This is a genomic window from Sporolactobacillus inulinus, from assembly GCF_006539285.1.
GTDB classification, from domain to species: Bacteria; Bacillota; Bacilli; order Bacillales; family Sporolactobacillaceae; genus Sporolactobacillus; species Sporolactobacillus inulinus.
Window position 1 is genome coordinate 1 of sequence record NZ_BJMS01000014.1, and the last position, 23946, is coordinate 23946.

Below are 23946 nucleotides of genomic sequence, written 5' to 3' on the forward strand. Positions count from 1 at the left end.
CGCTGGCGCCCAAGACCTCCACTTTGATTCTTGGTCAAGACACTGGTCTATGCTAAAAAGGTGTCTCAAAGTGAAAAGCGGACGTTTGAGACACCTTTTTCTTGCTTTTTATAAGCTTTTTAAATCTCTTTCTACCAGGAAACACAACGAAGGCCGTTTTGAGGCGGACCTTCTTATCCTTTGTTAATCACGAACTGGGCAACTACTTGTCTTAATTCATCAGCAAGTATCGACAAGTTGGTTGCGTTATGGGCAATTTCTTCCATTGATGCCGATTGTTGTTCTGCTGCAGCCGATACATTTTCCGTTAGGCCGCTGGTCGTCTCAGACAGATGAGCAATTGCATTAATTCGTTCGACAATTTCTGCTGAAGACCCTGAAATTTTCTGAACAGAGTCAGACATCTCACTCGCTGCTTTTGATACCGAAGCAACCGTTTTCTCAACATCAGCAAACGTCGTCGTGGCGGTATCAGCCATACCGATTCCCTTGCTCACTTGTTGCGATCCCGTTTTCATGGACTGTACGAGTTCTTGTACTTTTTCAGTAATCGAAGCCTCAGCCTCAGCAATCTTAGTGGTCGATTCTGCAGATTGGACGGCGAGTTTCTGAATTTCAGCGGCTACCACACTAAATCCTTTACCATGTTCCCCAGCTCGCGCCGCTTCAATCGCTGCATTCAGAGACAGTAGATGGGTCTGTGCCGCAATATCATTAATAAGATTATTTGTGTCGCTGATCTGATTCAACTTTCCTGCCAAATCATTTAATTCTTTAGCAAATTGATCATTGGTTGTCCGAATGGTTTTGATTTGTTGAACGACTTGGGTCAACGCGTGTTTTCCATTGTTGACGGAATCCATCGCATCAACGGACCGTTTGCTAAGTACCGTGGCTTGTGCAGCTATTTTCTCCGTCTCTTGATTGATCCGAGCAACATTATGCTTAGATGCGTCAACCTTTTGGTTCTGTTCTTGGGAGCCGGCGGCAATTTCTTGAATTGATTGCGCGACTTCATCAGAGGTTGCGCGATTTTCCTCTGTTGAAGCGGTTAATTCTTCAGATGATGAGGCAACAGCAGTCGCTTTGTCATCTACTTGTATCAGGACATTGTTTAATGATGAAATCATCTGATTGAAACCCGTTCCCAATTGTTTAAATTCGTCAAAGCCTTCTTTTTCAGCGAGATGCGTCAGATCTTTCTCCGTGACTTTATGCGCAACTTGAAGCAGATTCTTAATTGGTCGGATGATGAAGTAGACCGTCATCAGCGCAAATACGGCAGCAATGATCGCCGTGATTACACTAAGAAGGATTGAACTCATTAAGATGCTGTTGGTGTTTCTTGTAATATCACTGTTGTTAAGGGAGCCGACGATCACCCAGCCGGTATCCTTATTGGTTACATAAAAGTCCTTCTTCTCAATCCCTTTGTCGTTTGTTTCCAAAGATCCGCTGCTTGATTTCTTTATCTTTTTAAGCAATGCAGCGTTGGGAACCTTCGTCCCTGGTTTCAGTTTTGGATGCGCAACAATTTTTCCACTGGGACTCACGATAAATGCATAGCCGCTCTCGCCGACACGAACGGAATTGGAAATTTTTTGAAGCTCCCCGAGATTTAGATCGATTCCGACCACGCCTTGATTATCGGTGGTAGTAGAAGACAATGAAACAACATAATCTTTAACAAGGATCGAATTGTACGGCTCATTAACGACAACACGATGTGGCCGCTTCATTGCATCGATAAACCATGGCCGTGTGACGGGAGTAAATCCTTCAGGCTTAATCAATGATTGCGGTGTATATACATATCGGCCTTTCTTCGTCCCCACATAAGCCTGTGCAAGCCCGCTGTCGGCTTGTTGCTGTGAAAGGAGCGTCTTAATGGCTTCTCGATTTTCTCCATTTGTTATGGATACGGCGGATATGTGGCTCGCTAAATAATCCAAACGCTCTTTCTCCAGGTTAATCGTTTGAGAAATATTTTGGTTTAATAAGTTGACACTATTCGTCGCGCTGCGTTCAATCTGCTCCGACACCTTATGACTGGCATTGATAAATGAAGCGACACCGACAATAATCGCAGGAACAAGCGCAACAACGATCATAGAAGTCATTAATGTCCTTTTTAACTTGAGATTTAAACGCAAGCGTTTATGCTTTTTTGAACTATTTTTCGACATATTTCGATAAAATCCCCCTTTTTTCTCCATAATATATATATCGGAAAAAAGTAGAGGATGTGAAATACTATTTAATTAAATGAAGCGAATCGACTCATTCACTTTAATACGCGGATGCAGCGATTGCAGCACCGGGCAATTTTCTGCGATTTGATAGAAGACATGTTCAACCTCTTCACGATCACGTCCTTCCGCCTGCATCACAAATTGCACATCAATACGTGCCAGCGGATTTGGGTAGTAGCTGCCAAGCTGATAATCAAGCACTACTTTCTTCATGGCATAGGTTACTTCACGCATATTAAGCAAGTTTTCAAAAACATAGGTGCTGCATGCTGCGGTCGCCGCTGCAACGAGCTGCACCGGTGAAAAGCCCGCCCCCTCCTTAAGGCACCAATTCCCCTGTTCGTGGACAAGTTCCAAACGATCACGTTCTTGAATCAGTTCCATTCTCCAGCCCCCTTGATTCATGCAGGATTTGTTCCATTATATGGCCGTGCCTAAGCGAATATGTGCCGCTTCCGCTCAATTCACATGCCGATTCAGCTGAAAAAACTTTATCTTTATTGCTATATTTTGAAAATAACCGCATACTTTTTGCTATACTAATTGAATGGATTTGTCACATTTCGTCCTGAATCATCACAGGCTGCCCACTCAATACCAGCGCAAAAGGAGTAAATTATGGGAAAGAAAAAGGATTTGGAACAATCACGAAGCTCGTCCAGAAGATCAAGAAAACGCCACCGTGTTTGGCGCTATATCTTACTGACCCTTGCGATTCTGCTTGTTGCCGGAACTGCTTTGAGCTTCTATGAATTACACCGACTAAAACCGGTTAACCATTTCAATAACTTAAAAACGGTTGGTACCGGTGAACCGAGCAAGACCAAAAATTATAAAGAAAAAGCCGGAACCTTCAATGCACTGTTGATCGGCTCGGATTCTCGAAAAGGGTCAAAGGCCAGTCACACCGACTCGATGGTGCTAATTCATGCCGATTTAAACAAGCATACATACAACATGCTCAGCATCCCGCGTGATACCCGGGTCTACATGGATGGCTACGGGCATACAAAGCTGACGAGTGTCCAATACATTGCCCAAGTGAATCAAGGAACCAAAAAAGGCATTGAAACTGCGGTGTCCGCCGTATCCAACCTCACCGGTGTTCCGATTCATTACTACGCTGAAACCAATTATTGGGGGCTGCAGTATATGGTCGATGCACTGGACGGCATTGAAATGAATGTGCCGTTTAAAGTTACCCTTACCCACCCATGGTACGGTAAAAATGCAGGCAAAACCTTTGCCCCGGGCGTTCAAAAGCTGAGCGGCGAAATGGTCACCGAGCTCTGCCACGAGCGCTATTCGCTGCCGGGAACCGACTACGGACGGCAGCAGCTTCAACAGGCGGCGCTGATCGGCATTGCAAAAAAGATCATGCAGCCGTCCAACGTCACTCGGCTGCCGGCGCTGATGCAATCACTCTCCAAATTCTTGATCGCTACCAACATGTCGACTGAAGACATGGTCAGTGTCGGATTAGGTGTAAAAGACAACTTTCATCCTGAGAAACAGATCAAGTACCGCCAGGTTAAGGGCCGCGGTGCAACGATGCGCGATGATCTGCTTAAAGCAAACAACAGCCAAATCATTCTTGATGAAAACGAATTGAAAACAACGATCAAAAAGTATTTTTCAAACTAAAAGTTGATCAAAAACCGCCCGTGCTTTTTGCACGGGCGGTATTGTCTACGGTCCGAAGCGCCGCAGCGATCGATTTTTAAAAAGAGAACCTCTGAAACGGTTGCAGTTTTAGAGGTTCTTTTGCATGTATGCTCACTTTAAATGCAGATAAATGGCCTTTAAACGCGCCTTAGTGATCGGCACCGGGTTATTCTGCATGTTCGGTGCAAAGCTTTTGCTTACCAATTGATCAAGATCTTCTTCGAGGATGCCCGCCTCTGCTAAAGTCGTGCACAGCTGCATTTCCTTTTTCATCGCATCCATCTGATCGGCAAGCGCATTGCTGCTAGCGAAACCAAGCCGTCTGCTAAAAGCCTGCAGCCGTTCTGCTTCCGCACCTTCTTCACTGTTCAAACGCCAGAAGGATGGCAGTGTGAACGCGCACGCCTCGCCGTGCACAATCCCGAAGTCTTGAGTCAACGGATAGGAACAGGCATGTGCGGCTGCCGTTTGCGTCTGTCCGAAAGCAAAGCCGGCAGTCACCGACGCCTCGCTCATCTTCGCCCGTGCTTCTCGGTTATTGGGTTCGCGATAAGCCGTCAGCAGTGCATCAAAGGCAAGCGCGGCCGCGCGTTCAGCTGCCAAATCGGTCAGCGGCTGATGCTTTTTTCCATAGTAGGCTTCCAGTGCATGCGCGATCACATCGAAACCGCTCGCTGCCGTTACCTGAGGCGGACAGCTCATCGAAAGCTGCGGGTCAACAAGTGCATAAACCGGATACAGATTATCACTGCCGAGCAGTGCCTTCACCCCGCGCTCGGTATCGGTCAATACCGATGCAGTCGTCACTTCACTTGCCGTTCCCGATGTTGTTGGTACGGCAATCATCGGAATGCCCGCATGGTCAACCGAGCGCTGTCCGGACAAAAAGTCGGCTGCACTGTACGGGGTTGTTGCTGTAAAACAAGCAGCCTTGGCACAGTCCATAATACTGCCGCCACCGAGTGCAATCGCAAAATCACATTGCTTATCGCGAAGGGTCATCGCACAGGCATCTGTATTCAACACCGTAGGATTCGGCTGAATTTCGGAAAAAATAGTGATAATTTTTCCATCCGACTGCTCCATAAGCTGCTGTGCAATCCCCGCACGCACCATTGACGGTGCACTAATCAGTAATCCACGCGAAAAACCGAACTGCTTGAGAATCTGCGGCAGTTTTTTAATCTTGCCAAATCCGAAATCAACCGGTACCGGCTGTTTGTAGAAAAATTGCTCCATAGCGTCCCCCTCATTTGTCCGTGATCACATCGTACTACTCTCATCTTAGAGCAGTCACGCTGGAAAACAAAGGGTGTTCACAACAAAAAGCTTTGTGCAAATGCATAATCCCTGATCGCGGGTTATAGCTCGCTAACCAGCTGCAGCACATCACTCGGCCGTTCTGCAATAAAATCAGGCCTTGCTTTTCGCACATTCTCCGCTCCATCAAAGCCCCACGCTGCCCAGACCACCCGAATACCGCTTTTTTGACCGGCAAGAACATCGCGCGCCTCATCACCAATGTAAACCACTTGATCTGGCTTTAACTTCTGACGTTTCAAATAGCTATTCATCAGCCGATCCTTAGCAAACAGTTTCCTTGAGCACATAATTGTGGAAAAACCATCCAAACCGTGAATCTTCAGGAAAAAGCGGATATTTTTCTCTTCATTCGAAGATAGAATCGCCAAGCGGTAGCCCGCCTCCCGCAACTCCTGCACCATTTCCCGCGCACCTTTCATCAATGGAATCTCCATCATTGACTCTTGATAGTAGCGCGAGATTTCACCGATCAAGAAAGGGATTTTATGAAAAGGTACATGCAGCGCCTTGCAGCGTTCCCGCATTGAGCGCGCCCTCAATTGTTCAAACAACGGATGGGTCATTCTTTCAAAACCATGCCGCTGTGCTAATTTATTATAGGCCGTCAGAAACGCTTCTCGCGAATCTGCCAAGGTTCCGTCAAAATCAAACAGGATCGCTTTCAACATCCGAATCACCTCAATTGTACACCTAGTTTATGGGACTCAAGCCACGGATAAGTCTGTAAGAGTGTATGCAGCTCGGGAGCAAACGACACCGCTTAAAACAAGCTGAGCAGTACATCAAGCGTCACAGCGCTCGCCACAGTCGTGATCAGCGTGCAGCTGGAAACAAATTGCGGTTTGGCATTGAACTGGATCGCATACAGCGTCGTATTCGCCGCACTCGGCATTGCCGCCATCACGATAATCACATTTTGCAAAAGCGGATCGATCGGGAACATCAAGCACACCCAATAAGCAATCAACGGCGACAAAACAAGCCGTACGACCGTTGCTAGACTGATTCGTCCCCAACTTATTCTATGTACATCAACATTCGCCAACTGCATCCCGAGGATGACCATGATGACCGGAATCGATGCATCGCTGACGAGTTCGATACTTTGCAGAAAGTGGGCCGGAATTTCTATATGGAAGGATTGCAGCAGCAGCGCCGGAATAATCGCATAGTTCATCGGCTGTTTCAGCACGGTCTGCAGTGCCATTTTCGCGCTCCCTTTTCCGTTTGCCGCAATATAGATGCCCACGATTCCCATAAGAATGGCATGAAAAATCATCAACGGCATCGCATATAAGACGCCCTGTTTTCCGAAAGCAAATAAAATAATCGGCACACCGTAATTGCCGCTGTTTGGAAAAATAGTCGAAAGCAAGAACGCATTCCGCTCGCTTTTATCATAACGAAAGAACCGGCAAAGAAGCAGTCCGGCCGCAATCAGCGCCACCATAATGATCACCGAAGTCACCACAATATAGTAGAAACTCAGATCCATTGGCGTTGTGTAGAACGTATCAAAAACTAAGAATGGAATCAGCAGATACACCGCAAGCGTCGAGATCGGGAGCAAATCAAGTTTGAAAATTTTCTGTAAAAGATAACCGCTAAAAAAAATGAAGAATACCGGTAAAATCACATCAACAAAAATCAGCAAAAAGGTTCCCTCTCTCCATCGCACTTTTATTCTCTCTATCATTTTACGTTTTCGGAAATGCCGAGTACAAGCATTACTTTTCATAGATTGGAACGATTTCGTAGATTGTTACCAATATCCGAGTAAAAGGACTAATTTTTTTCTTCCATTTTTCAGCATGGTTCCACACCTTTTTGTAAAAATAGGTGCGTTCAATGCTGCATGACCGCTAGTTTTGTCAAATTCTGTTGTATTTTGATGATTTTTTATGATTTATCAATGATTGTTTCTTTGCTACGATTCTCTTAATTGTTGAAATAAACGCATTTTTTATAAGATTCAACATTCTCAACGCGTTTATCGATTAATCAGGAGGGATTACATGCTAAGCACACGCCACATGAAGTGGATCGCAGGATTACTCATTTTCATTCTTGTTCTGTCGAGTGTCTTTTCATTTTCAACAGCATCTGCCCATGCAGAGCGCCATGTGGAAACGATCAAACCCATGGACTTGAATAAAGCAGATCTCCAGAACCTGAAGCAGACGATTGACAGCAAGAAAAAAAGTGCTGACATTGATCAAGGGCTCAATACCGACACGAGCAAACAACAAGCGATTATCGTAGAATTTACGACAGACCCGCTTGCCACCCACAAGCCAGGCGCCTCACTCAAATCAGCGAAGTCCTTTTCATCCGCAACAGCATTGCAAGCCATTAATAAAGAACATGCCGATTTTAAGGCTTCCTTACAAAGTGCGGCAAAAGTAAAAAGTTTCGCAGCTTCCTCCACCCAGTTTGGCTATGAATTTAAGCAAACCTTTAATGGAATGGCCGTTAAACTGCCCGGCAATAAAATCAAAAGCATCGCAAAGCTTCCTTACGTTAAAAAAGTTTGGAAAGATCAAATCGTCCGCATTCCCGAAGATAAAATAACAAAGGTAGCTGAAGACGCAGTTTCTGCTAACATGGATCAAAGCCGTCCACAAATCGGCGTTGACAAAGCACGCAAAGACTTTGGGATCACCGGTAAAGGCGCCAAAGTCGGTGTTCTAGATACAGGGATTGATTACAATCATCCGGAACTCAAGAATGTCTACAGCGGCGGCTATGATTTCATCGATAACGATAATGATCCGATGGAAACAACGTATAATGATTGGAAAAAGAGCGGCGAAGCGGAAATCGATCCTGTTACGGGCAGTGAATACTACACCTCCCACGGAACGCATGTTTCCGGAACGATTGCTGCATCTGAACTTGGCATCGCCCCCGATGTCGAACTCCACGTCTACCGCGTCCTCGGTCCCTATGGCAGCGGCGCGTCCTCAGGAATTATCGCTGCAATCGACCGTGCCTATACAGATGGAATCGATGTCATTAATCTGTCCCTTGGCTCTTCGGATAATCAGCCTTACGGCGCTGATTCGGTTGCTATTAATAATTTTTCACTAGCCGGAAAAACGGCCGTTATTTCGGCGGGTAATTCCGGACCTTCAGCAGGGACATTGGGATCGCCGGGAACGTCCCCGCTTGCGATCACCGTTGGCGCCAGTGACTCGCCGACAAGCACGCCGGCATTCAATGGATCAGCAGGTGATCTCAAACTTGACCTGACCAACATTGCGACCGGACTCGGCGACGACGTTGCACCACTGCAAGGCAAAGACTATGCAGTGGTTGATTGCGGCCAAGGTCTTGAAGGACAGTTTGACGATAATGCTCTGAAAGCGCAAGATTCAATCGCCCTCATCCAACGGGGCGGCAACTATTTTGTTGATAATCTTGCAAATGCGAAAAAACACGGTGCAAAGTTTGCGATTATTTATAACAATTCGGACGTCATGTTCGACTACAATTTTGGCTCATCAAAGAATTACGTTCCCTCCTTCAGCCTGAACAAAGCGCAAGGCGATGCCTTAGTCGCTGCCTTGAAGAAAAATCCAACACTGAAAGTGAACTTCGGCACCATGCACACCATCGAAAAGTCCGGAGACAATCTTGCCGATTTCAGTTCCAGAGGTCCGGTTGGCATGACCTATGACATTAAGCCTGATCTAACGGCACCGGGCGTTGCCATTGACTCGACAGCTCCTTACTACATCAACGCACCGGACAACGCCAACGATTACACCTACGCTTATCAGATGATGGACGGCACATCAATGGCCGCTCCGCATGTCACCGGCGTGGCCGCACTCCTGTATAGTCAAGCAAAAGCGGAAGGAAAGACGTTGACCCCAGCAGAAGTAAAATCAGATTTGATGAGTACGACGGATCCGCTCAGCAAACCATGGTCCGTTTTTGAAGCTGGCGCAGGTCGCATTGATGCTTATAAAGCATTGAATCATCCGACAACATTTACCGTTCAGAACACCGCGACATCGCTGGATCTGAATTCCGGCGTCAAGCAAGAAATTCCTTATTTAACCGGCTCCGCGGCATTCGGCGCATTCTTTGATCAAAAAGCGCGCGACGTCGGCAAAACAGTTAAGATACACAATAGTGGTTCCCGTACAAAGACATTCACGCTAAAAGGTACGTTCAATGGAGCAAATGTGGGTGCACCCGGAAATGGCGGATTAACACTCGATCTGCCAAAATCAGTCACCGTTCCTGCAGGCGGAAATGCTTCCATTCAGCTGACGTTGCATCTTCCATCAGGGACCGCCTACAACAGTTATCAAGGATTTATCACCGCGACAAGCGGTTTAGACACAACGCGAATCCCATTTTCAACAACCGTTGCAAAACAGCCGGTGGCCGCATCCGCCGACCTTGACCGCTATATAACGCTTAAAGACAGCGGTGATGTGTCCCACTATCCATGGGAAAACGACAATGTTGATGGCTACGTGAAGATGAATTCGCCAAAAGATACCGTATGGATCATCGTTTATGACGCCAATACCGGAAAACCGTTCGGCGTCGCCAATATCTTTGCGATTAAAAATAAAACAGGCGAGCTAAAGCTTGGAGATGCCTGGAACGGAACCTACCTTGATCTCGCAAGCAATGAAACCAAACAAGCACCGGCTGGCGACTATCTCCTCGACTACTGGTTTGTCAATGATGATCCAAACGACGCAGGAACTGACCTTATCGTTCCAATTTCAGTTATTGATCAAGATTCCAAGGATCAAAAACCTTCATTATCTCTTGAAACGAAATCAAGTGCTTACACAGTCAAACCGTCAGATCTGACAACCGAACTCAATCCTGAAACTGGAAAAAAGGAAAAAGCATTTTGGATCAAAGGCAATCTGAAAGACCCGGCGCTCGATTATTTATGGAATACATGGACACAACGCTATGACTACCACGGAGCGGTTAACGGAACACGCGACGCCATTCAAGTCGTACCAACCGGAAAAGATGGGAAGGCTGATTTTAAGAAGGCGATCCAAGTTAAGGTCGCTGCAGACGGAAGCTTTAAATACCCGATTTCTTATCATTCCCTAACCGATACAGCAACGAAATTCTTTATTTACGGCGTTGGTTACTCAACGGCAACAAGCGAATCAGCGTTCTTCTCGATTAAAAAAGATGTACAAGCCGAAGCAAAAGCTGCGGTCGACAAAGCAGAAAAAAGCAAGTTGCAGAGCGATGTCGATGCTGCGCGCAGGCTTATTGCCTCCTTACCGGATGGCACATTCAAAACCGCATTAAGCAAACGGCTGGACACAGTTCAAGCATCGATTGATGCAGCAAATGCATTGGCGTTGACTCTTGTCAATGCGACAAAAGCAGTTGAGAAAGCAGAACACACACAATTAACTGCTGATGTAAAAGCAGCTCGTATACTCGTTGACGCGCTTCCTGACGGACCAGACAGAACCGCATTGCTGAAGCGGCTTAATGAAATTAAAGTCAAAGATGGAGTCCAGTCATCCGGAAATCCTGCTCCTGGTGAAAACTCAGGAACACAGCCACCGGAAAATACGGATCAGACCCCTCCAGCATCAAATCCGCCTGTCGAGCAGAACAATGGTAATTCAAGTACCAATACATCTGCGGATCAGAAGAAAGACGGTTCAAACACCAATGCGCCTGCTGATCAGAAAAAGGACGATTCATCCTTGATTTCGCCGGTCGACCAATCAAACAGTGGCACGTCGGTAAATGCGGCATCATCACAGAGCAGCGATGCTACCAAAACCGCTGCTAAGGATCAAGCAGCCCATCTCCAACAAGCAAAGACAAGTAGCTTGTTGAATCATTTTCTTCCGGCGCTAGGGGATCAATCCAACCTTTGGTTCATCGGTCTGGGTGTATTCTTCCTTGTTTTTGCAGTACAGCTGATGCGGCGTAAAAAACTGCAGTAATCTCATCAAATAGTAAAGGTGTCCGGATTCGATCCGGACACCTTTTTTTATGGAATAGTTTCTATTTCGGACAAGGTGTGCCCGATTTTTCTAATGCAAAACAAGCAATTAATGCGCCATTTTTAACTGTTTGGCACTTTCCGCCAAATGCAGCAAATTCACAAGCATTTCATGACTTTTCGCTTCGAGACCGTGTTTTTTCGCTGTTTTTACAATATGTCCGTTGATGTAGTCGACTTCGGTCGGTCGGCCGTTGACCATATCCTGGTACATGGATGGATGATGCAGCGGATTTACTTGCGAGCTTTCGTGATCGATGATCTGAAGCATTTCTTCGCGACTCTGCATAAAGCGCACGCCGTCGGCAACTCCCGCCGCATAGCCTTCATCGATCAATCGACGCGAAAGATCATCCGCCCCTGAATAAGCGACATATTCGCCCATCGTGATATCCATCAATGTGCACAGTGTATTAATCACCGAATTCATCAGCAGCTTGCCCCACAGAGTACCCAGATAATTGGTCTGCAGCGTCGGGTTCATGCCCGCACGTTCAAATTCGCGAACCACTTCATCCGTAAAATCATCCGGTTTTTCGGTCACATTAACCAGTTGCGTATGTCCCGCACCCTTAGCACCCATGAAATCAACTTTTCCCGGTGCATCAAGCACTGTCGCAATCAGCGCGATTCCGGCAATGATTCGTTCATTCGGCACATAACGGCGAATGACATCGACCGATCCAATTCCGTTTTGATTGGTCAGCACATACGTTTTTTCACCGATAAAATGGCGACAGGCCACCATCGCTTCTTCCGACTGCATCTGTTTTGTAAATAAAATCACTAAATCCGGAGTTTGCGTATATTCATCCGGACGGTACACATCGACCGGTACTAGATGCTGATTCTGATGGTCGCGCGAGACTTGCACGCCGCCCTGTTTGCAAATGGCCTGATAGCTCGGCGCCCACGGTTCCACAAAATCGACATCATTGCCGACTTCCTGAAGCAAGATTCCGTAGCGCAGTCCCATTGCTCCTGCACCAATGACCGCTATTTTCATTTTGATCACTCCATTCTCTATTTGTAAAACGTTAATTTAAAGAAAACTTGGCGAGGCCAAGCCTCTGGCGCTGGCGGAGCCTTAGTTGCACTTATACTATCTTCCTTATAATCTTTATACTTTCTGATAGTATTAGAAAAACCGGGCTAAAGGCGCCTCGTCCTTAATTAACAACCATGCGTGATGGGCTCGCGTTTTTTCGGTGCTGAATCGTCGCTTCGGTTGCTCGCATCAACTAGGCGCGGACGCGGGCAGTCCGGAAGCCTCCTCGGCTCAGACCACAATCCCTGCGGGGTCTTCCTTGCGGCTTTGATCCATCGAACTGGTGCTTGAACGCCACTTCAGCCGCTCGCATCAACTAGGCGCGGGACGCGGGCAGTCCGGAAGCCTCCTCGCGCGCTGTTACCTGCGTGACACCCCTTCGTCGTCACAATCAATCTATTGGCAAAAACATGCGTCATTACAAGTTTTTATCCATATTGAAGGTCAATTTTGACAGTGACATCGCCTGCATCGTCAAATCCTGGAGCAACTTGCGTGTGGCTTCAAGCGCTTGGCCCGCATTTTCACCGGTCACCTTTGTCAAGAATTTCGTGATTTCCTGCTCATCCAGCTTACCCGCCTGTTCATCGGTCGCTTCGAGCGTGCCAAGATAACTGCTGAAAAGCTGTTCCTTATAGTCCTGCACCTGTTTCAGGAATGCATGGTAGTGCGGCTCGACAATCACCGGAATCGTCTTGTAGAGCCAGTATGCAGAGGAAAGCGACAGCTTAAGCGGCGTCACCGCATACGATTCAGGAACAGAAGTGATGTTCGTGTAAAAAGGAACATAAGGACTGAACGTTCCGGCAAGCGAAATCCACTGAATACCAGCAAACGCATCCGGCACATTGGGACGAATCTGCAAAATATGCGAATCCTGCGTCCGGTTGAGCGAAATCGCGCGGAACAAAGTACGCTCTGCTTCGCTACCGGAGCCGAGCGGATCATACACCGTTTCCTGATAGTGCGAGTCCAGAATATAGGCAATGTCATCGACACCGATTTTCCGACCAGCTTTGCGCAGAAACGGGAGTTCATTCGATTGCGGATCTTGTTCACTATCCGGATTCAAATACTTCTGACCGTACCAGACACGAGGGGTATTGTAATGACGGTCAAAGACATTCTGCCGTCCAAAAACATTGCGGAAGTTGATGGTGTCGCTCCCCGTATTTAAATGATGCTTTTCAATAAAATCAACCAGCTGCGGCGCCATCAAAAAATGCTCTTTCTCGTAAGGATCTATTTCCTGAATCGCCGATTGATTGGCGACCACCGCGTAACAATCATCCGGAATCCGCTGCGCTGCCCACAGATGGCCGGTCACAATTTCCATGTACCAAACTTCATCCTTATCTGAAAACAGAACACCGTTTGATTCGGCCGCACCATAGGTTTCAACAATTTCTCCGAGACGCAGCACACCTTCGCGCGCCGAATGAATGTATGGAAGCACAACCGTAACCATGCAATCTTCTGCAATCCCGTTTTCCACAAGCGGGTCATAACCGAGCACGCGCGGATTGCCGTAAATGCTTTCCGTTGCACTCATACCGACATTTCTCTCATTGATTCCCGCATCTTCAAATGTGACGTAGCGATCCTCGCGATCGGGAATCGCCGTATAGCGGAAGCGTTCCTTCGGCAATGTGATCGTAAAGCGGTTGTTTGGAGATACGTAGTTTTCTTCTTTCTCCAGTACTTGATGCTCATGCACGACCACTTTTTTCGGAACAAGAACTTCATAGCTGTCCCCGTTCCTGGCAATCATCGTTGAGCCATCTAATGTTGCGCCCTTGCCGACCAGCACCGTCGTACAAGCCGCATGTGAATTATTCTTCATTGCGACATCCCTTTGTTCATAAATAGTTTGAAAAGCTTGTAAACTTACTCCTATATTAACTCAATTTTCCGACCGTGAACATTGCCCGTGAACACATTGGTTTTCTCTGAAGACAGAAAAAAGACAGGTGCTGTAAAGCAGCCTGCCTGATTGATGAAAAGGTTATTTTTTTTCACGCGGCGTTACGCGAACCGTAGTTTGATGTTTGGCTTGAACGCCTGCAACATTCGAAACCGTATACGTGATGCGATACGTTCCCGGCTTCTTGGTATTCACTTTGTCGCCGGATACCTTGATTGCCGAAGTCAAGTCGCCATCCTTTGGATCCTGCGCGCGAACTCCATCGAGCGGATCGAATTCAGATCGATAGCTGACCGTCTGATGATCAGGGGCGTTGATTGTTGGATTGTTGCCCCAGATGCTTTCGAAATGCTCGCCGACAGCCCGGGTAATGGTCACTTTTCCGCTTTCCGCGAAGAATGCCAGCCCTTTTGAATCGGACGGCTGTTCGGGATTCGGATAAACCACCTGAGTCAGCACTTTTTCTCCATTGTTCACGAATACTTCAATCGAAGACGTATCGACGTAAACCGCCAGTTTGATGTTGGTTGGATTTCCGTCCAGCTTCACCTTGGTATTCTGTCTTGTGATCGATTCGCCGTCTTTTGTTCGATCAAGATAAACCTGCTTGCTGCTTGGGTCATAGCCAACTGCAACGTATTTCGAACCGTCTTCCGAAGCTCTGAGTTTAACGCCAAGACGATTCGGTGCTTGATTTTTCTTCCATGAAAAATCAGCGCTGACTTTATACTGCGTGCCGGAAAAGTTTTTGATATCGATCGTTTTTTCTGATTGAGCGCGCGCATGAATCTTCCGAACATCTAAAGCTGTTTCCCCTTGGCTTAATTGATTCACTTCTTTCACAGGCGCCTGTTTCAATGAATAGCCGCTATTGTCACGAACGAGCGTCAATTCTCTCGGCAAGGTCATCTCTCCGTGCCATGGTGTGGTCTTCTGCTCACCAACGTAGTTCCAATTCGACATCCAGCCAAGCATGATCGTTCGTCCAGGCGTTTCCCCAAACGTAACACCGGCATAGAAATCCTCACCGAAATCGAGCCACTGTGGATTTTTCATCGTTTCATCAGAATCCGGAATGAATTTTTTCCCATCAAAATTGCCGATAAAGTACTGCATTCCGGATCCGCCCGCAGGTGCCCCTTGCTGCACGCTTAGCGAAAGCACCCATTTTGTCTTGTTCGTGCCTTTGACCTTCATCGGGATCAGTTCCGGGCATTCCCAAACGCCATTGCCGACATCATGTGCGCGCTTAATCGCCGATTGAAAGGTCCAGTCCTTCAAGTTTGTTGACGTAAACAAATCAACTTCCTGCCCGGAAACGACCGGCATAACCCATTGCTTATTCGCTTCATCATAAACAACTTTCGGATCACGGAAATTTCCCGCATCACTGGTCGGTACTTGGGTTACCGGAATAACCGGATTCTGGTTGTTGTACTTTTTAAATGTCTTGCCACCGTCCGTACTGTACGCCATGTTCTGTTCCTGGACTTCACGGATGCCCAGCAAGTTGCCAAGTTGATCTTTGCTGTAATCATCATCGCGAACGGCAACCTGATAGGTACTTGTATAATAAGCAATCAGTGTATTTTTTCCAAAGCCTGCGACATTGTCTTTATCCAAAATCACTGAGCCGCTGAAAATGTAGCGCTTACCGTTCGGATTCCAAACATCCCAATTTGTTGTCGGGCGGCCAAGATAATGAACCGGTTTTGCATCGTCCTTTGTCTTCATCCAGAAATCGACCCATGCATTTTCGTCACTCTCCGGAATGGCGACATCCTGTTCCTTCCAATGAACAAGATCCGTACTCGTTGCATGCCCCCAAGACATGTTTCCCCACTCATTCCCCTGAGGATTATATTGATAGAACATATGATAAACGCCGTCGTATTTGATCAACCCGTTCGGATCATTCAGCCAATTCTGTTTCGCCGAATAATGATACTGATTGCGGTAAGGTTCTTGATAGGAGCCAGCTGCTGCCTTCGCCTGTGCAGGAAATACCGATCCAATGATCCCGAGAATGAGCAGCGCAGCAATCCAAGACGTTAGTATTTTTTTCAATCGTTTTTCTCCCCTTTAGTTAAGCGTTTTCATTTTGTGGGTCGATCATTTCACAAATAAATCGTTCCTCCTCCTTCCTTCCGGATACAAAATCTAATGCATCTCAACGAATCTGAGCACGATTGGTTTCATCCGCCGCACTAAATCCAGCAATTTCCATACCAACCTTGTGTGTTGCACTGATTCACCGTAGAATTCTCGATTGCAGCAGGAAAAGTTGCCGGACATTTTCCAGTGCACGCCTTAGTATTTTTAAACACTAAGATTGAAAATGAAAACACAGCCCAGAGAAAAAGCACACTAACTGCCTTTTTTATCGTGATGAGACACACTGACTTAAGGGAAAAAAACACTGAAAAGCATAGGCTGATTGACTCAAATCGAAGAATCATGCTTTGTGCCTAGTGATTCTAAAGGCAACAAGGACCAAAAACCGATAGGCCAAATCAAGGTGATTCATCGGTTCATCCATAAGTAAGATCTCAAGCTCTTGAGCAAGTGCTTGTGCCAAAAAGACCCTCTGCTGTTCGCCGCCCGACAACTGGGAGCCTCCTCGTACATACCGTTACCTGCGGGTCTCCCCTGGCCTGCGATCAACAGGATCGCTCCGCAAGCGCCTCGCGCTTACGTGTCTGGAGCTGATTTTATTGAAGACGAAATTTATTCCAGTACAAACTGGTCAAAACTTCAAACTTTCTTTTCTTGCGAAAAAGCCTTCGGACAATTGTTCCCTGCAAGGGTTCAATCGCCCAAAGGCTCCTAATAGAATCAGTGTTCATGCTTGAGTACTGCGCAGCAGTTCGGTTTCGTCCCACAAAATTTTATTGTCTTCGATAACGACACCAAACTCGTTTCTGGCACGTTCGGACGTGATATAATCGTCAAGCACATCGCCAAGAACGGCTTCCGGATCACGTTCGAACGGGCTACCGTATCCGCCGCCACACGGACCGATGATCTCCAGCGTTTCGCCTGGGTTGGTTTTCTTATAGGGAACCTTTGACGGGAGTACCGTCTCCTTACCCGCGCGATCACGGAAAATCAGCGTGCTTGGCGTGCCATCACAGCCGCCGGCAAAACCCCATGGCGCGTATTTTTGTCCTTCGCCTTCGACAGAAAATCCGCCTTCATCGGTAAATTCAATGTCACGGATCGGACCGACACCGCCGCGATATTTTCCTGAGGCTGCGGCATTGTCCGGGAATTCATAACGAGTCACACTCAGCGGTTGATGCGATTCGATATCCTCGATCGGATTGTTTCGCGTATTAGCATACAAGACATCGATCGCATCCATACCGTCTTTCCCAAAGCGTCCGCCGGAACTTCCGGCCATAATATCCATGTATACCCAGTATCTTTTATCAATCATCCCGCTGTAGGCGACCATGTACAAATTGCCGATGCCGGCGCAAATTTGATTTGGAACCGCCTGACCGAGTGCATGCATGATCGTATCGGCAAGTGCATTGCCGGGACAAAATCGAGAGATCGTCGGTGCCGGGTAAGTTGGGTTTACAAGCGTTCCTTCCGGCGCGATGATCTTAATCGGTTTCACCATTCCGGCATTTTGCGGAATGTAGCCGAATTTCTTCGAATCCAGCAGAATGGTTCGGATCGTCAGGTACACCGCCATATCTGTAGTTCCCGGAAACGGCATGTTGATCGGCCGGTCATCGACCTGATCCGAGGTTCCGGTCAGGTCAACGATCATGTCATCGCCTTCTACAGTCAGGTTGACCTCGAACTTCAAGTCCTTTCGCTTCGGATCCTCACTATCCAAGTATCCGTCGATGTAGCCGGACGAATGATACGTGCCGTCTGGTATTTTCGCAATCTCGTTTCTCAGGATCCGCTCCGAATAGTCGATCATATAGTCGCGTGCCGCTCGGACAGTCTCGAGTCCGAACTTTTCGACCAATTCCAAATAGCGTTGTGCGCCGATCCGGCACGTTGCAATTTGTGCTTCCATATCACCGACAACCATATCAGTGGCGCGCACGTTATCACGAATCAGCTGCCAAACAGTATCATTCGGTTTTCCTTCATCATAAACCTTGATCGCCTTAAACTGCAGCCCTTCTGCGAAACAATCCACTGCATCGATGATCCCGATGGAGCCTGGAGACAGCGCGCCAAGATCAAGTTGATGCGCCGTTGAGCACGAAAAGCCAACTAACTCACCTTTATAATAGACCGGAACAAAGAAACCGCAATCCGGCTGGTGTGTCGCACCATAAAAAGAAGAATTATGGAGAATAACATCCCCCGGTTTAAAATCATCACCGCGCTCGGCCATAATCGTACGAATACCTTGGAGGTAGCCGGGAATCGGACCGGATTGCAGCGGTGTACTGTTTACCGACTCGCAAAGCTGCTGTCCGTTTTCATCAAGCAGCGCGCAGCCAAAATCATTGGATTCGCGAATGATACTGGAATAGGACATACGCGCGAGCTTGTGCCCCATTTCAATCGCAATATTTTTCAGTGCACCGCTTAGAACTTGTGCCGTAATCGGGTCGATCGCTTTCTTCGTATCTACCATTACGCTTCGCCCCCTATTTTTACGATGATGCTTCCGTTTGCGCTCATCGTTGCCGCGCAGTTCGGCGGAATAACGGATGTCGTATCCTTTTGCAAAATAATGCACGGACCTGCAAAAGCTTCATCGATCGGCAGCTTGCTTTTCATATAGTGCGGCGTGTCAAATGATTTCAACGTGCTGTTTGAGCGGAACCATGCCGGAGCCACTTTGACCAGAGCCTCATCAAGCGAACGGCTTCCTTCAGCAAAATCAGGATCACCAATCTTCGGCATTTCACCGACGCCGGTAACACGCATGTTGACAATTTCAACCGGGTTATTTAAAAAGGAGTGCCCGTACTCACGTTTATGAACCTCATGGAACGTATTCCAAATAGCCGACGCGTTGCTTTCATTAATTACCCCTGTAGCAACCGGGATGCGCAGCTCATAGCCCTGCCCGACATAGCGGCAGTCAAAGAAACGCAGGAGCGAAATTTGTTCCTTCTCAAACCCTGCATCCATCAATTGAGCCGTAATTTCTTTTTCAAGATTCGTAAAACGCTCGTTCAAATACGCCAAATCGACCTTGTCGCTCGCCACAAAAATCGTCTGAACGGCATCATACTTCAAATCGGTCGTGAGCAGACCGGTTGCTGACGTAATTCCCGGATACGGCGGAATGATGACTTCCGGAATATCGAGAATTTTTGCCACTTCGATCGAACACATCGGTCCACCGCCGCCGAGCGCCGCCAAACTAAATTCACGCGGATCAAAGCCTTTCTGAATCGTACGCGATCGGATCGCGTTGGCCATATTATTATTCACGATCGTTAAAATGCCCTCAGCAGTTTCATAGAGCCCAAGCCCAAGCACGGAAGCCAGGTGCTGAACCGAAGCAACCGCCTTTTCCGGGAAAATCTCCATCTCACCGTCCAGGAAGTGATCCGGATCGAGACGGCCAAGCACGAGCGTGGCATCGGTCACGGTCGGCAGATCGCCGCCGCGTCCGTAACAGGCAGGACCCGGATAGGATCCGGCACTTTGCGGGCCAACCTGAAATGCGCCGCCGGCATCAACATAAGCGATACTTCCGCCGCCCGCACCAATCGTATAAATATCAATCATCGGCACCTGTAGCGGGTAACCGGCAATTTCAGTATCGCCGGCAGAAGATTCCGAGAATCCGCGCTCGGTCACGATCCCGATGTCTGCACTTGTTCCGCCGACGTCAAAGGTAATCAGCCGTTCATGATTGGACAATTTTCCTGCCCATTGGCCGCCGAGCACCCCTGCTGCCGGACCCGATAATAGGGTCAGAACCGGTTTTTCAGAAATTGTTGCTGAATTGGCCACTCCGCCATTTGATGTCATAATCAGCAGATCGCAATCGATGCCGGCATCAGCGAGCCGTGATTCAAGCGCTTCGATATACCCTTTCATCTTCGGACCGACAAATCCGTTCATCGAAGCCGTCGCAAACCGTTCAAATTCACGAAACTGAGGCGAAATCTCTGCTGAAGTCGTGATATAAAAATCAGGAAACTTTTCCTGGACGATCTCCTTCACCCGCTCTTCGTGATCCGGATTCAAATAAGAGAATAAGAACCCGACCACAACTGACTCGACGCCTTCCTTTTTAAAATCATCAAGAACGCTGATGACCGCTTCCTCATCAAGTGGCACTTTTTCATAGGCCTTTCCATCGAGCACACCGATCCGTTCGGAAACCGTCTTTCGATAGCGTCGCGCCACCATTGAGCGATCCTGCCACGGAATATCCTGAGTGATCGAATAGTTTTCTGGTCGCTGGTGCCGGCCGATCTGCAAAAGATCACGGTAGCCTTCCGTCGTAATCAGTCCCGTTTTCGCCCCCTTATGCTCCAGAGCAGCATTGGTTGCAATCGTCGTACCGTGGAAAACATGATCGACACTGCCGCGATCAATCCCGTAACGGCTGCATAGTTCTAAAATGCCATTGACCATGCCAATTGATGGGTCGTTTGTGGTCGTTGGCGTTTTATGAATCTTTGAAACACCGGTATCCGTATCTGTGTAAATCACATCGGTAAATGTACCACCAATATCTACACCAATAAGTTTCATAAGCGTCAGCCTCCATCCACAATGCGTGAGCAGAATTCAAAACATGCAGCAAAGAAATCCCGCTCCAGCTATTTAAAAATTCAAACAATAAATGCAGTCGCTTCACAAAGAGGAACATGTAACGGATAACATCCCTCAGAACACTTCCGAATTAAGTGGGCGATTGATCCACTTTCTCCGCAAGAAGCAGATTTGTCACATACTTTCTTGTTTCCGGAATCAGCAAATGTAGCGTCGCATGCGCTGTATTGCCTTGATCGCCCATCTGCTTAAATGCGACGAACATGCCGCTAAGATTTTCATTGATCGCGACGATGCGAAATTCATTGCCAAGCAGCGTGTCAATTTTCTGTTTTTCCTCTAAATAAAATTGATGTTCGTGCATCGTTCAACCCCCAAATACACTGATCAGACGTTGCCGTTCGTTCCAAGTCATCGAAACATCACTTGGCTGTTCAATCATCTCAATCGCGCCGTCTGCCGGACAGACAATTGAGCAGAGGTTGCAGCCGACACAGTCCTCTTCACGTACTTTGAGCGCACGGGTACCGTCTGATTCTGTATAAAATTCAATGCACTGATGGGCAGCATCCTCACAGGAAATGTGGCATTTATTGCAATGAATGCAGTAGTCCTGATTGATGCGAGCAACCCGCTTGTGGTTCAAGTCGAGGTCGCCCCATTTCTTGTACTTCGATACCGATTGGCCGACCAAATCCATGGCCGAATTCAGCCCTTTTTCATCCAAATAATTCGTCAACCCGTCAATCATATCCTCAACAATGCGGAAGCCATGATGCATGGCGGCCGTGCATACTTGCACGTTTGAGGCACCCATCAGCATAAATTCCACCGCATCCTGCCAATTTTCGATCCCACCAATTCCTGAGATCGGAACCTGAATATCCGGTTGCGTCGCACACTCGGCAACCATGCTCAAAGCAATCGGCTTCACCGCAGGTCCAGAATAGCCTCCATGTGTTCCTTTACCAGCAATGTTTGGGAATGTATTCCATGTATCCAAATCAACCCCCATCAAGCTGTTGATGGTGTTGATCATGCTGATTGCATCAGCGCCGCCTTGAACGGCTGCATCAGCAGTTGCCGTGATATCCGTGATGTTCGGGGTTAATTTAACGATAACCGGTGTTTCCGCCGCTTCTTTTGTCCAATAGGTTTGTTTCTCAACTAAATCCGGTACCTGCCCCGATGCGGAACCCATCCTACGCTCAGCCATGCCATGCGGGCAGCCGAAATTGAGTTCCAGCCCGTCAACACCGACATCCTCAACACGTTTTACAATCTCATGCCATTTCTCCTGCTTAGGCTCAACCATGAGTGAAGCAATGATTGCATGATCGGGATAGGCACGTTTCGTTTCTCTGATCTCGCGCAGATTGACTTCAAGCGGACGATCCGTAATCAGTTCAATATTATTAAAACCAGCCACACGCTGCCCGCCATAATTCAATCCTGAGAATCGTGACGTTACATTGATGACCGGATCACCCAGTGTTTTCCATACGGCACCGCCCCAACCGGCGTCAAATGCACGCTGCACCTGATAGCCGGTGTTGGTCGGTGGTCCGGAAGCCAGCCAGAAAGGATTCTTTGACTTAATGCCTGCAAAATCAATATGCAAATCCGCCATCGCCCTCACTCCTCAGTTTTAAATTTTGCTGAGCAGCTGCTCATGAATCGCTTGTGCTGTCTTTTTCCCCTGTTCCGCAGCTGCAACAACCATCGCTTCGCCTTTTCCATTACCGAAAATCACATCACCGGCAGCATATACCTTAGGATTCGATGTTTGGTAAGTCAGCGGGTCAACCGCCACAACACCGTGATCATGAGCCAAATCAAATGCTTCAATCAATGGTATATCACGCATTTGTCCGATCGCCTTGACCACGATATCGGCGTTAATGGCAAATGGAGCATTGTCAATTTCGATTGGGCGGCGGCGCCCGCTTGCATCTTTTTCGCCGAGCATGATTGGCGCACAGACAACGCTTGTAACGTTGCCGTTTTCGTCGCCTTCAATCCTTTTCGGCTGTGTTTGCCAGCGAAATTCAATGCCTTCTTCTTTGGCAAAACGGTATTCAAACGGATAAGCAGTCATTTCCTTCTCAGAACGGCGGTACACGATTTGCACGCGAGCCGCACCCAATCGTTTTAGACAAGTCGCTGCGTCGATGGCCGTATTCCCGGCACCAATCACGACTGCCTTTTTCCCGGAGAAACGATCCGTGACGTGGCCGCTTTTTACACGTTCAATCAGCTGAATCGCATCAAATACGCCGTCAAGTTCTTCTCCGGGAATGCCAAGCGGCGGTACATGAGCCATACCGATGGCCAGGATAACTGCATCAAACCCATCAAGAACCGCTTGAATCGATACATCTTTTCCGACTTCAGTATTCGTTTGAATGCTCACGCCGAGTTTCTTGATCTGCTCGACTTCCCAAAGCGCAACATGCTTGGGAAGCCGAAAGGGAACGATCCCGTACGTATCCAGACCTCCGGCTTCCGCTTGTTTCTCAAAAACCGTTACTTGATAGCCATAACGCGCAAGTTCCCGAGCTGAAGACAACCCGGCCGGACCGGCACCGATTACTGCAACCCTTTTGCCGTTCTGCTCGCCTGCCTCAAACAATTGCGGATTATTTTTCATCGCCCAGTTCATCGTATGCCGCTGCAGATCGCCGATCATAATTGGTAGTGACGCATCGTTGAGCACGCAAGCACCTTCGCATAATTCTTCGGTTGGACATACCCGCGCACAGGTTGCTGCAACCGGATTTGCTTCCATAATGATACGTGCCGACCCTTTCATATTGCCGGTCGTGATCTTTTTGATGAATAACGGAACATCGATATGGGTTGGACATGCCTTCATGCACGGCGCATCGTAACAGAACAAGCAGCGATTCGCTTCCTCCATGACTTCTTTCGGTTTCATGTCGGGCTTCACTTCATCGAAGATTTTCCAAGCATGCGTTGCTGCAGAATCCATAAT

Annotated in this window: 15 protein-coding genes and 1 pseudogene; 2 read left to right on the top strand and 14 right to left on the bottom strand. The window is 47.8% G+C overall.

The features are described 5' to 3' along the window. Positions 1-173: 173 nt before the first annotated feature. Together SIN01_RS03030 and SIN01_RS03035 are read right to left on the bottom strand one after the other, a co-directional pair. Positions 174-2120: a methyl-accepting chemotaxis protein gene (locus SIN01_RS03030; RefSeq protein ID WP_170214984.1), complete on the bottom strand. Its 1947-nt coding sequence runs from the start codon at positions 2118-2120 to the stop codon at positions 174-176. A gap of 141 nt (positions 2121-2261) precedes the next feature. Then, a complete protein-coding gene (locus tag SIN01_RS03035) occupies positions 2262-2636 on the bottom strand; it encodes an OsmC family protein (protein WP_141305939.1) in 375 nt (124 codons plus the stop codon). Positions 2637-2870: 234 nt separating this feature from the next. Here SIN01_RS03035 and SIN01_RS03040 point away from each other — a divergent pair, with 234 nt between their 5' ends. Further along, positions 2871-3896: an LCP family protein gene (locus tag SIN01_RS03040; RefSeq protein ID WP_174842568.1), complete on the top strand. Its 1026-nt coding sequence runs from the start codon at positions 2871-2873 to the stop codon at positions 3894-3896. A 132-nt stretch (positions 3897-4028) separates the two neighbouring features. Here SIN01_RS03040 and SIN01_RS03045 read toward each other — a convergent pair whose 3' ends face one another. The 3 genes from SIN01_RS03045 to SIN01_RS03055 all read right to left on the bottom strand — a co-directional run bounded on the left by SIN01_RS03045 (position 4029) and on the right by SIN01_RS03055 (position 6894). Continuing rightward, the gene (locus SIN01_RS03045; protein ID WP_141305940.1) at positions 4029-5156 is read right to left on the bottom strand and encodes an iron-containing alcohol dehydrogenase family protein; all 1128 of its coding nucleotides are present in this window, start codon (positions 5154-5156) and stop codon (positions 4029-4031) included. A gap of 122 nt (positions 5157-5278) precedes the next feature. Continuing rightward, on the bottom strand, positions 5279-5908 hold the full coding sequence (locus SIN01_RS03050) for an HAD-IA family hydrolase (RefSeq protein WP_141305941.1): 630 nt from the start codon (positions 5906-5908) through the stop codon (positions 5279-5281). A gap of 92 nt (positions 5909-6000) precedes the next feature. Beyond that, the gene (locus SIN01_RS03055; RefSeq protein ID WP_141305942.1) at positions 6001-6894 is read right to left on the bottom strand and encodes an AEC family transporter; all 894 of its coding nucleotides are present in this window, start codon (positions 6892-6894) and stop codon (positions 6001-6003) included. Between the two features lie 361 nt (positions 6895-7255). Here SIN01_RS03055 and SIN01_RS03060 point away from each other — a divergent pair, with 361 nt between their 5' ends. After that, positions 7256-11200 carry a S8 family serine peptidase gene (locus SIN01_RS03060; protein ID WP_141305943.1) on the top strand — a complete coding sequence of 1315 codons (3945 nt, stop codon included), beginning with the start codon at positions 7256-7258 and terminating at the stop codon, positions 11198-11200. A gap of 108 nt (positions 11201-11308) precedes the next feature. Here the strand turns inward: SIN01_RS03060 and SIN01_RS03065 are convergent, their stop codons facing one another. The 9 genes and pseudogenes from SIN01_RS03065 to SIN01_RS03105 all read right to left on the bottom strand — a co-directional run bounded on the left by SIN01_RS03065 (position 11309) and on the right by SIN01_RS03105 (position 23943). Further along, positions 11309-12265 (bottom strand): ketopantoate reductase family protein, encoded by a 957-nt coding sequence (locus SIN01_RS03065; protein ID WP_028975808.1) that lies wholly within the window; start codon positions 12263-12265, stop codon positions 11309-11311. A 460-nt stretch (positions 12266-12725) separates the two neighbouring features. Then, positions 12726-14150, bottom strand: a complete 1425-nt coding sequence (locus SIN01_RS03070; RefSeq protein ID WP_028975807.1) for a C69 family dipeptidase — start codon at positions 14148-14150, stop codon at positions 12726-12728. A 162-nt stretch (positions 14151-14312) separates the two neighbouring features. Next, a complete protein-coding gene (locus SIN01_RS03075) occupies positions 14313-16298 on the bottom strand; it encodes a GH32 C-terminal domain-containing protein (protein WP_051577763.1) in 1986 nt (661 codons plus the stop codon). A 433-nt stretch (positions 16299-16731) separates the two neighbouring features. Beyond that, positions 16732-16842, bottom strand: a pseudogene (locus SIN01_RS03080) (ATP-binding cassette domain-containing protein); the annotation flags it as partial. A gap of 231 nt (positions 16843-17073) precedes the next feature. Next, complete coding sequence (locus SIN01_RS03085) at positions 17074-18843, bottom strand: hydantoinase B/oxoprolinase family protein (RefSeq protein WP_028975806.1); 1770 nt, start codon at positions 18841-18843, stop codon at positions 17074-17076. Beyond that, complete coding sequence (locus SIN01_RS03090) at positions 18843-20930, bottom strand: hydantoinase/oxoprolinase family protein (RefSeq protein WP_028975805.1); 2088 nt, start codon at positions 20928-20930, stop codon at positions 18843-18845. Before SIN01_RS03090 ends, SIN01_RS03085 begins: the two co-directional genes overlap by 1 nt. A 151-nt stretch (positions 20931-21081) precedes the next feature. Next, complete coding sequence (locus tag SIN01_RS03095; RefSeq protein ID WP_141305944.1) at positions 21082-21315, bottom strand: hypothetical protein; 234 nt, start codon at positions 21313-21315, stop codon at positions 21082-21084. A gap of 3 nt (positions 21316-21318) precedes the next feature. Continuing rightward, on the bottom strand, positions 21319-22581 hold the full coding sequence (gene preA, locus SIN01_RS03100) for an NAD-dependent dihydropyrimidine dehydrogenase subunit PreA (protein ID WP_141305945.1): 1263 nt from the start codon (positions 22579-22581) through the stop codon (positions 21319-21321). A gap of 18 nt (positions 22582-22599) precedes the next feature. Further along, entirely contained in the window at positions 22600-23943 is a 1344-nt protein-coding gene (locus SIN01_RS03105) for an NAD(P)-dependent oxidoreductase (RefSeq protein WP_141305946.1), read from the bottom strand. Between the last annotated feature and the right edge of the window lie 3 nt (positions 23944-23946).

Excerpts from the sequence above, each read along its gene's own strand:
- SIN01_RS03030 (WP_170214984.1), bottom strand. The coding sequence starts at position 2,120 with ATGACTTCTATGATCGTTGTTGCGCTTGTTCCTGCGATTATTGTCGGT.
- SIN01_RS03035 (WP_141305939.1), bottom strand. The coding sequence starts at position 2,636 with ATGGAACTGATTCAAGAACGTGATCGTTTGGAACTTGTCCACGAACAG.
- SIN01_RS03040 (WP_174842568.1), top strand. The coding sequence starts at position 2,871 with ATGGGAAAGAAAAAGGATTTGGAACAATCACGAAGCTCGTCCAGAAGA.
- SIN01_RS03045 (WP_141305940.1), bottom strand. The coding sequence starts at position 5,156 with ATGGAGCAATTTTTCTACAAACAGCCGGTACCGGTTGATTTCGGATTT.
- SIN01_RS03050 (WP_141305941.1), bottom strand. The coding sequence starts at position 5,908 with ATGTTGAAAGCGATCCTGTTTGATTTTGACGGAACCTTGGCAGATTCG.
- SIN01_RS03060 (WP_141305943.1), top strand. The coding sequence starts at position 7,256 with ATGCTAAGCACACGCCACATGAAGTGGATCGCAGGATTACTCATTTTC.
- SIN01_RS03065 (WP_028975808.1), bottom strand. The coding sequence starts at position 12,265 with ATGAAAATAGCGGTCATTGGTGCAGGAGCAATGGGACTGCGCTACGGA.
- SIN01_RS03070 (WP_028975807.1), bottom strand. The coding sequence starts at position 14,150 with ATGAAGAATAATTCACATGCGGCTTGTACGACGGTGCTGGTCGGCAAG.
- SIN01_RS03085 (WP_028975806.1), bottom strand. The coding sequence starts at position 18,843 with ATGGTAGATACGAAGAAAGCGATCGACCCGATTACGGCACAAGTTCTA.
- SIN01_RS03090 (WP_028975805.1), bottom strand. The coding sequence starts at position 20,930 with ATGAAACTTATTGGTGTAGATATTGGTGGTACATTTACCGATGTGATT.
- SIN01_RS03095 (WP_141305944.1), bottom strand. The coding sequence starts at position 21,315 with ATGCACGAACATCAATTTTATTTAGAGGAAAAACAGAAAATTGACACG.
- preA (WP_141305945.1), bottom strand. The coding sequence starts at position 22,581 with ATGGCGGATTTGCATATTGATTTTGCAGGCATTAAGTCAAAGAATCCT.
- SIN01_RS03105 (WP_141305946.1), bottom strand. The coding sequence starts at position 23,943 with ATGGATTCTGCAGCAACGCATGCTTGGAAAATCTTCGATGAAGTGAAG.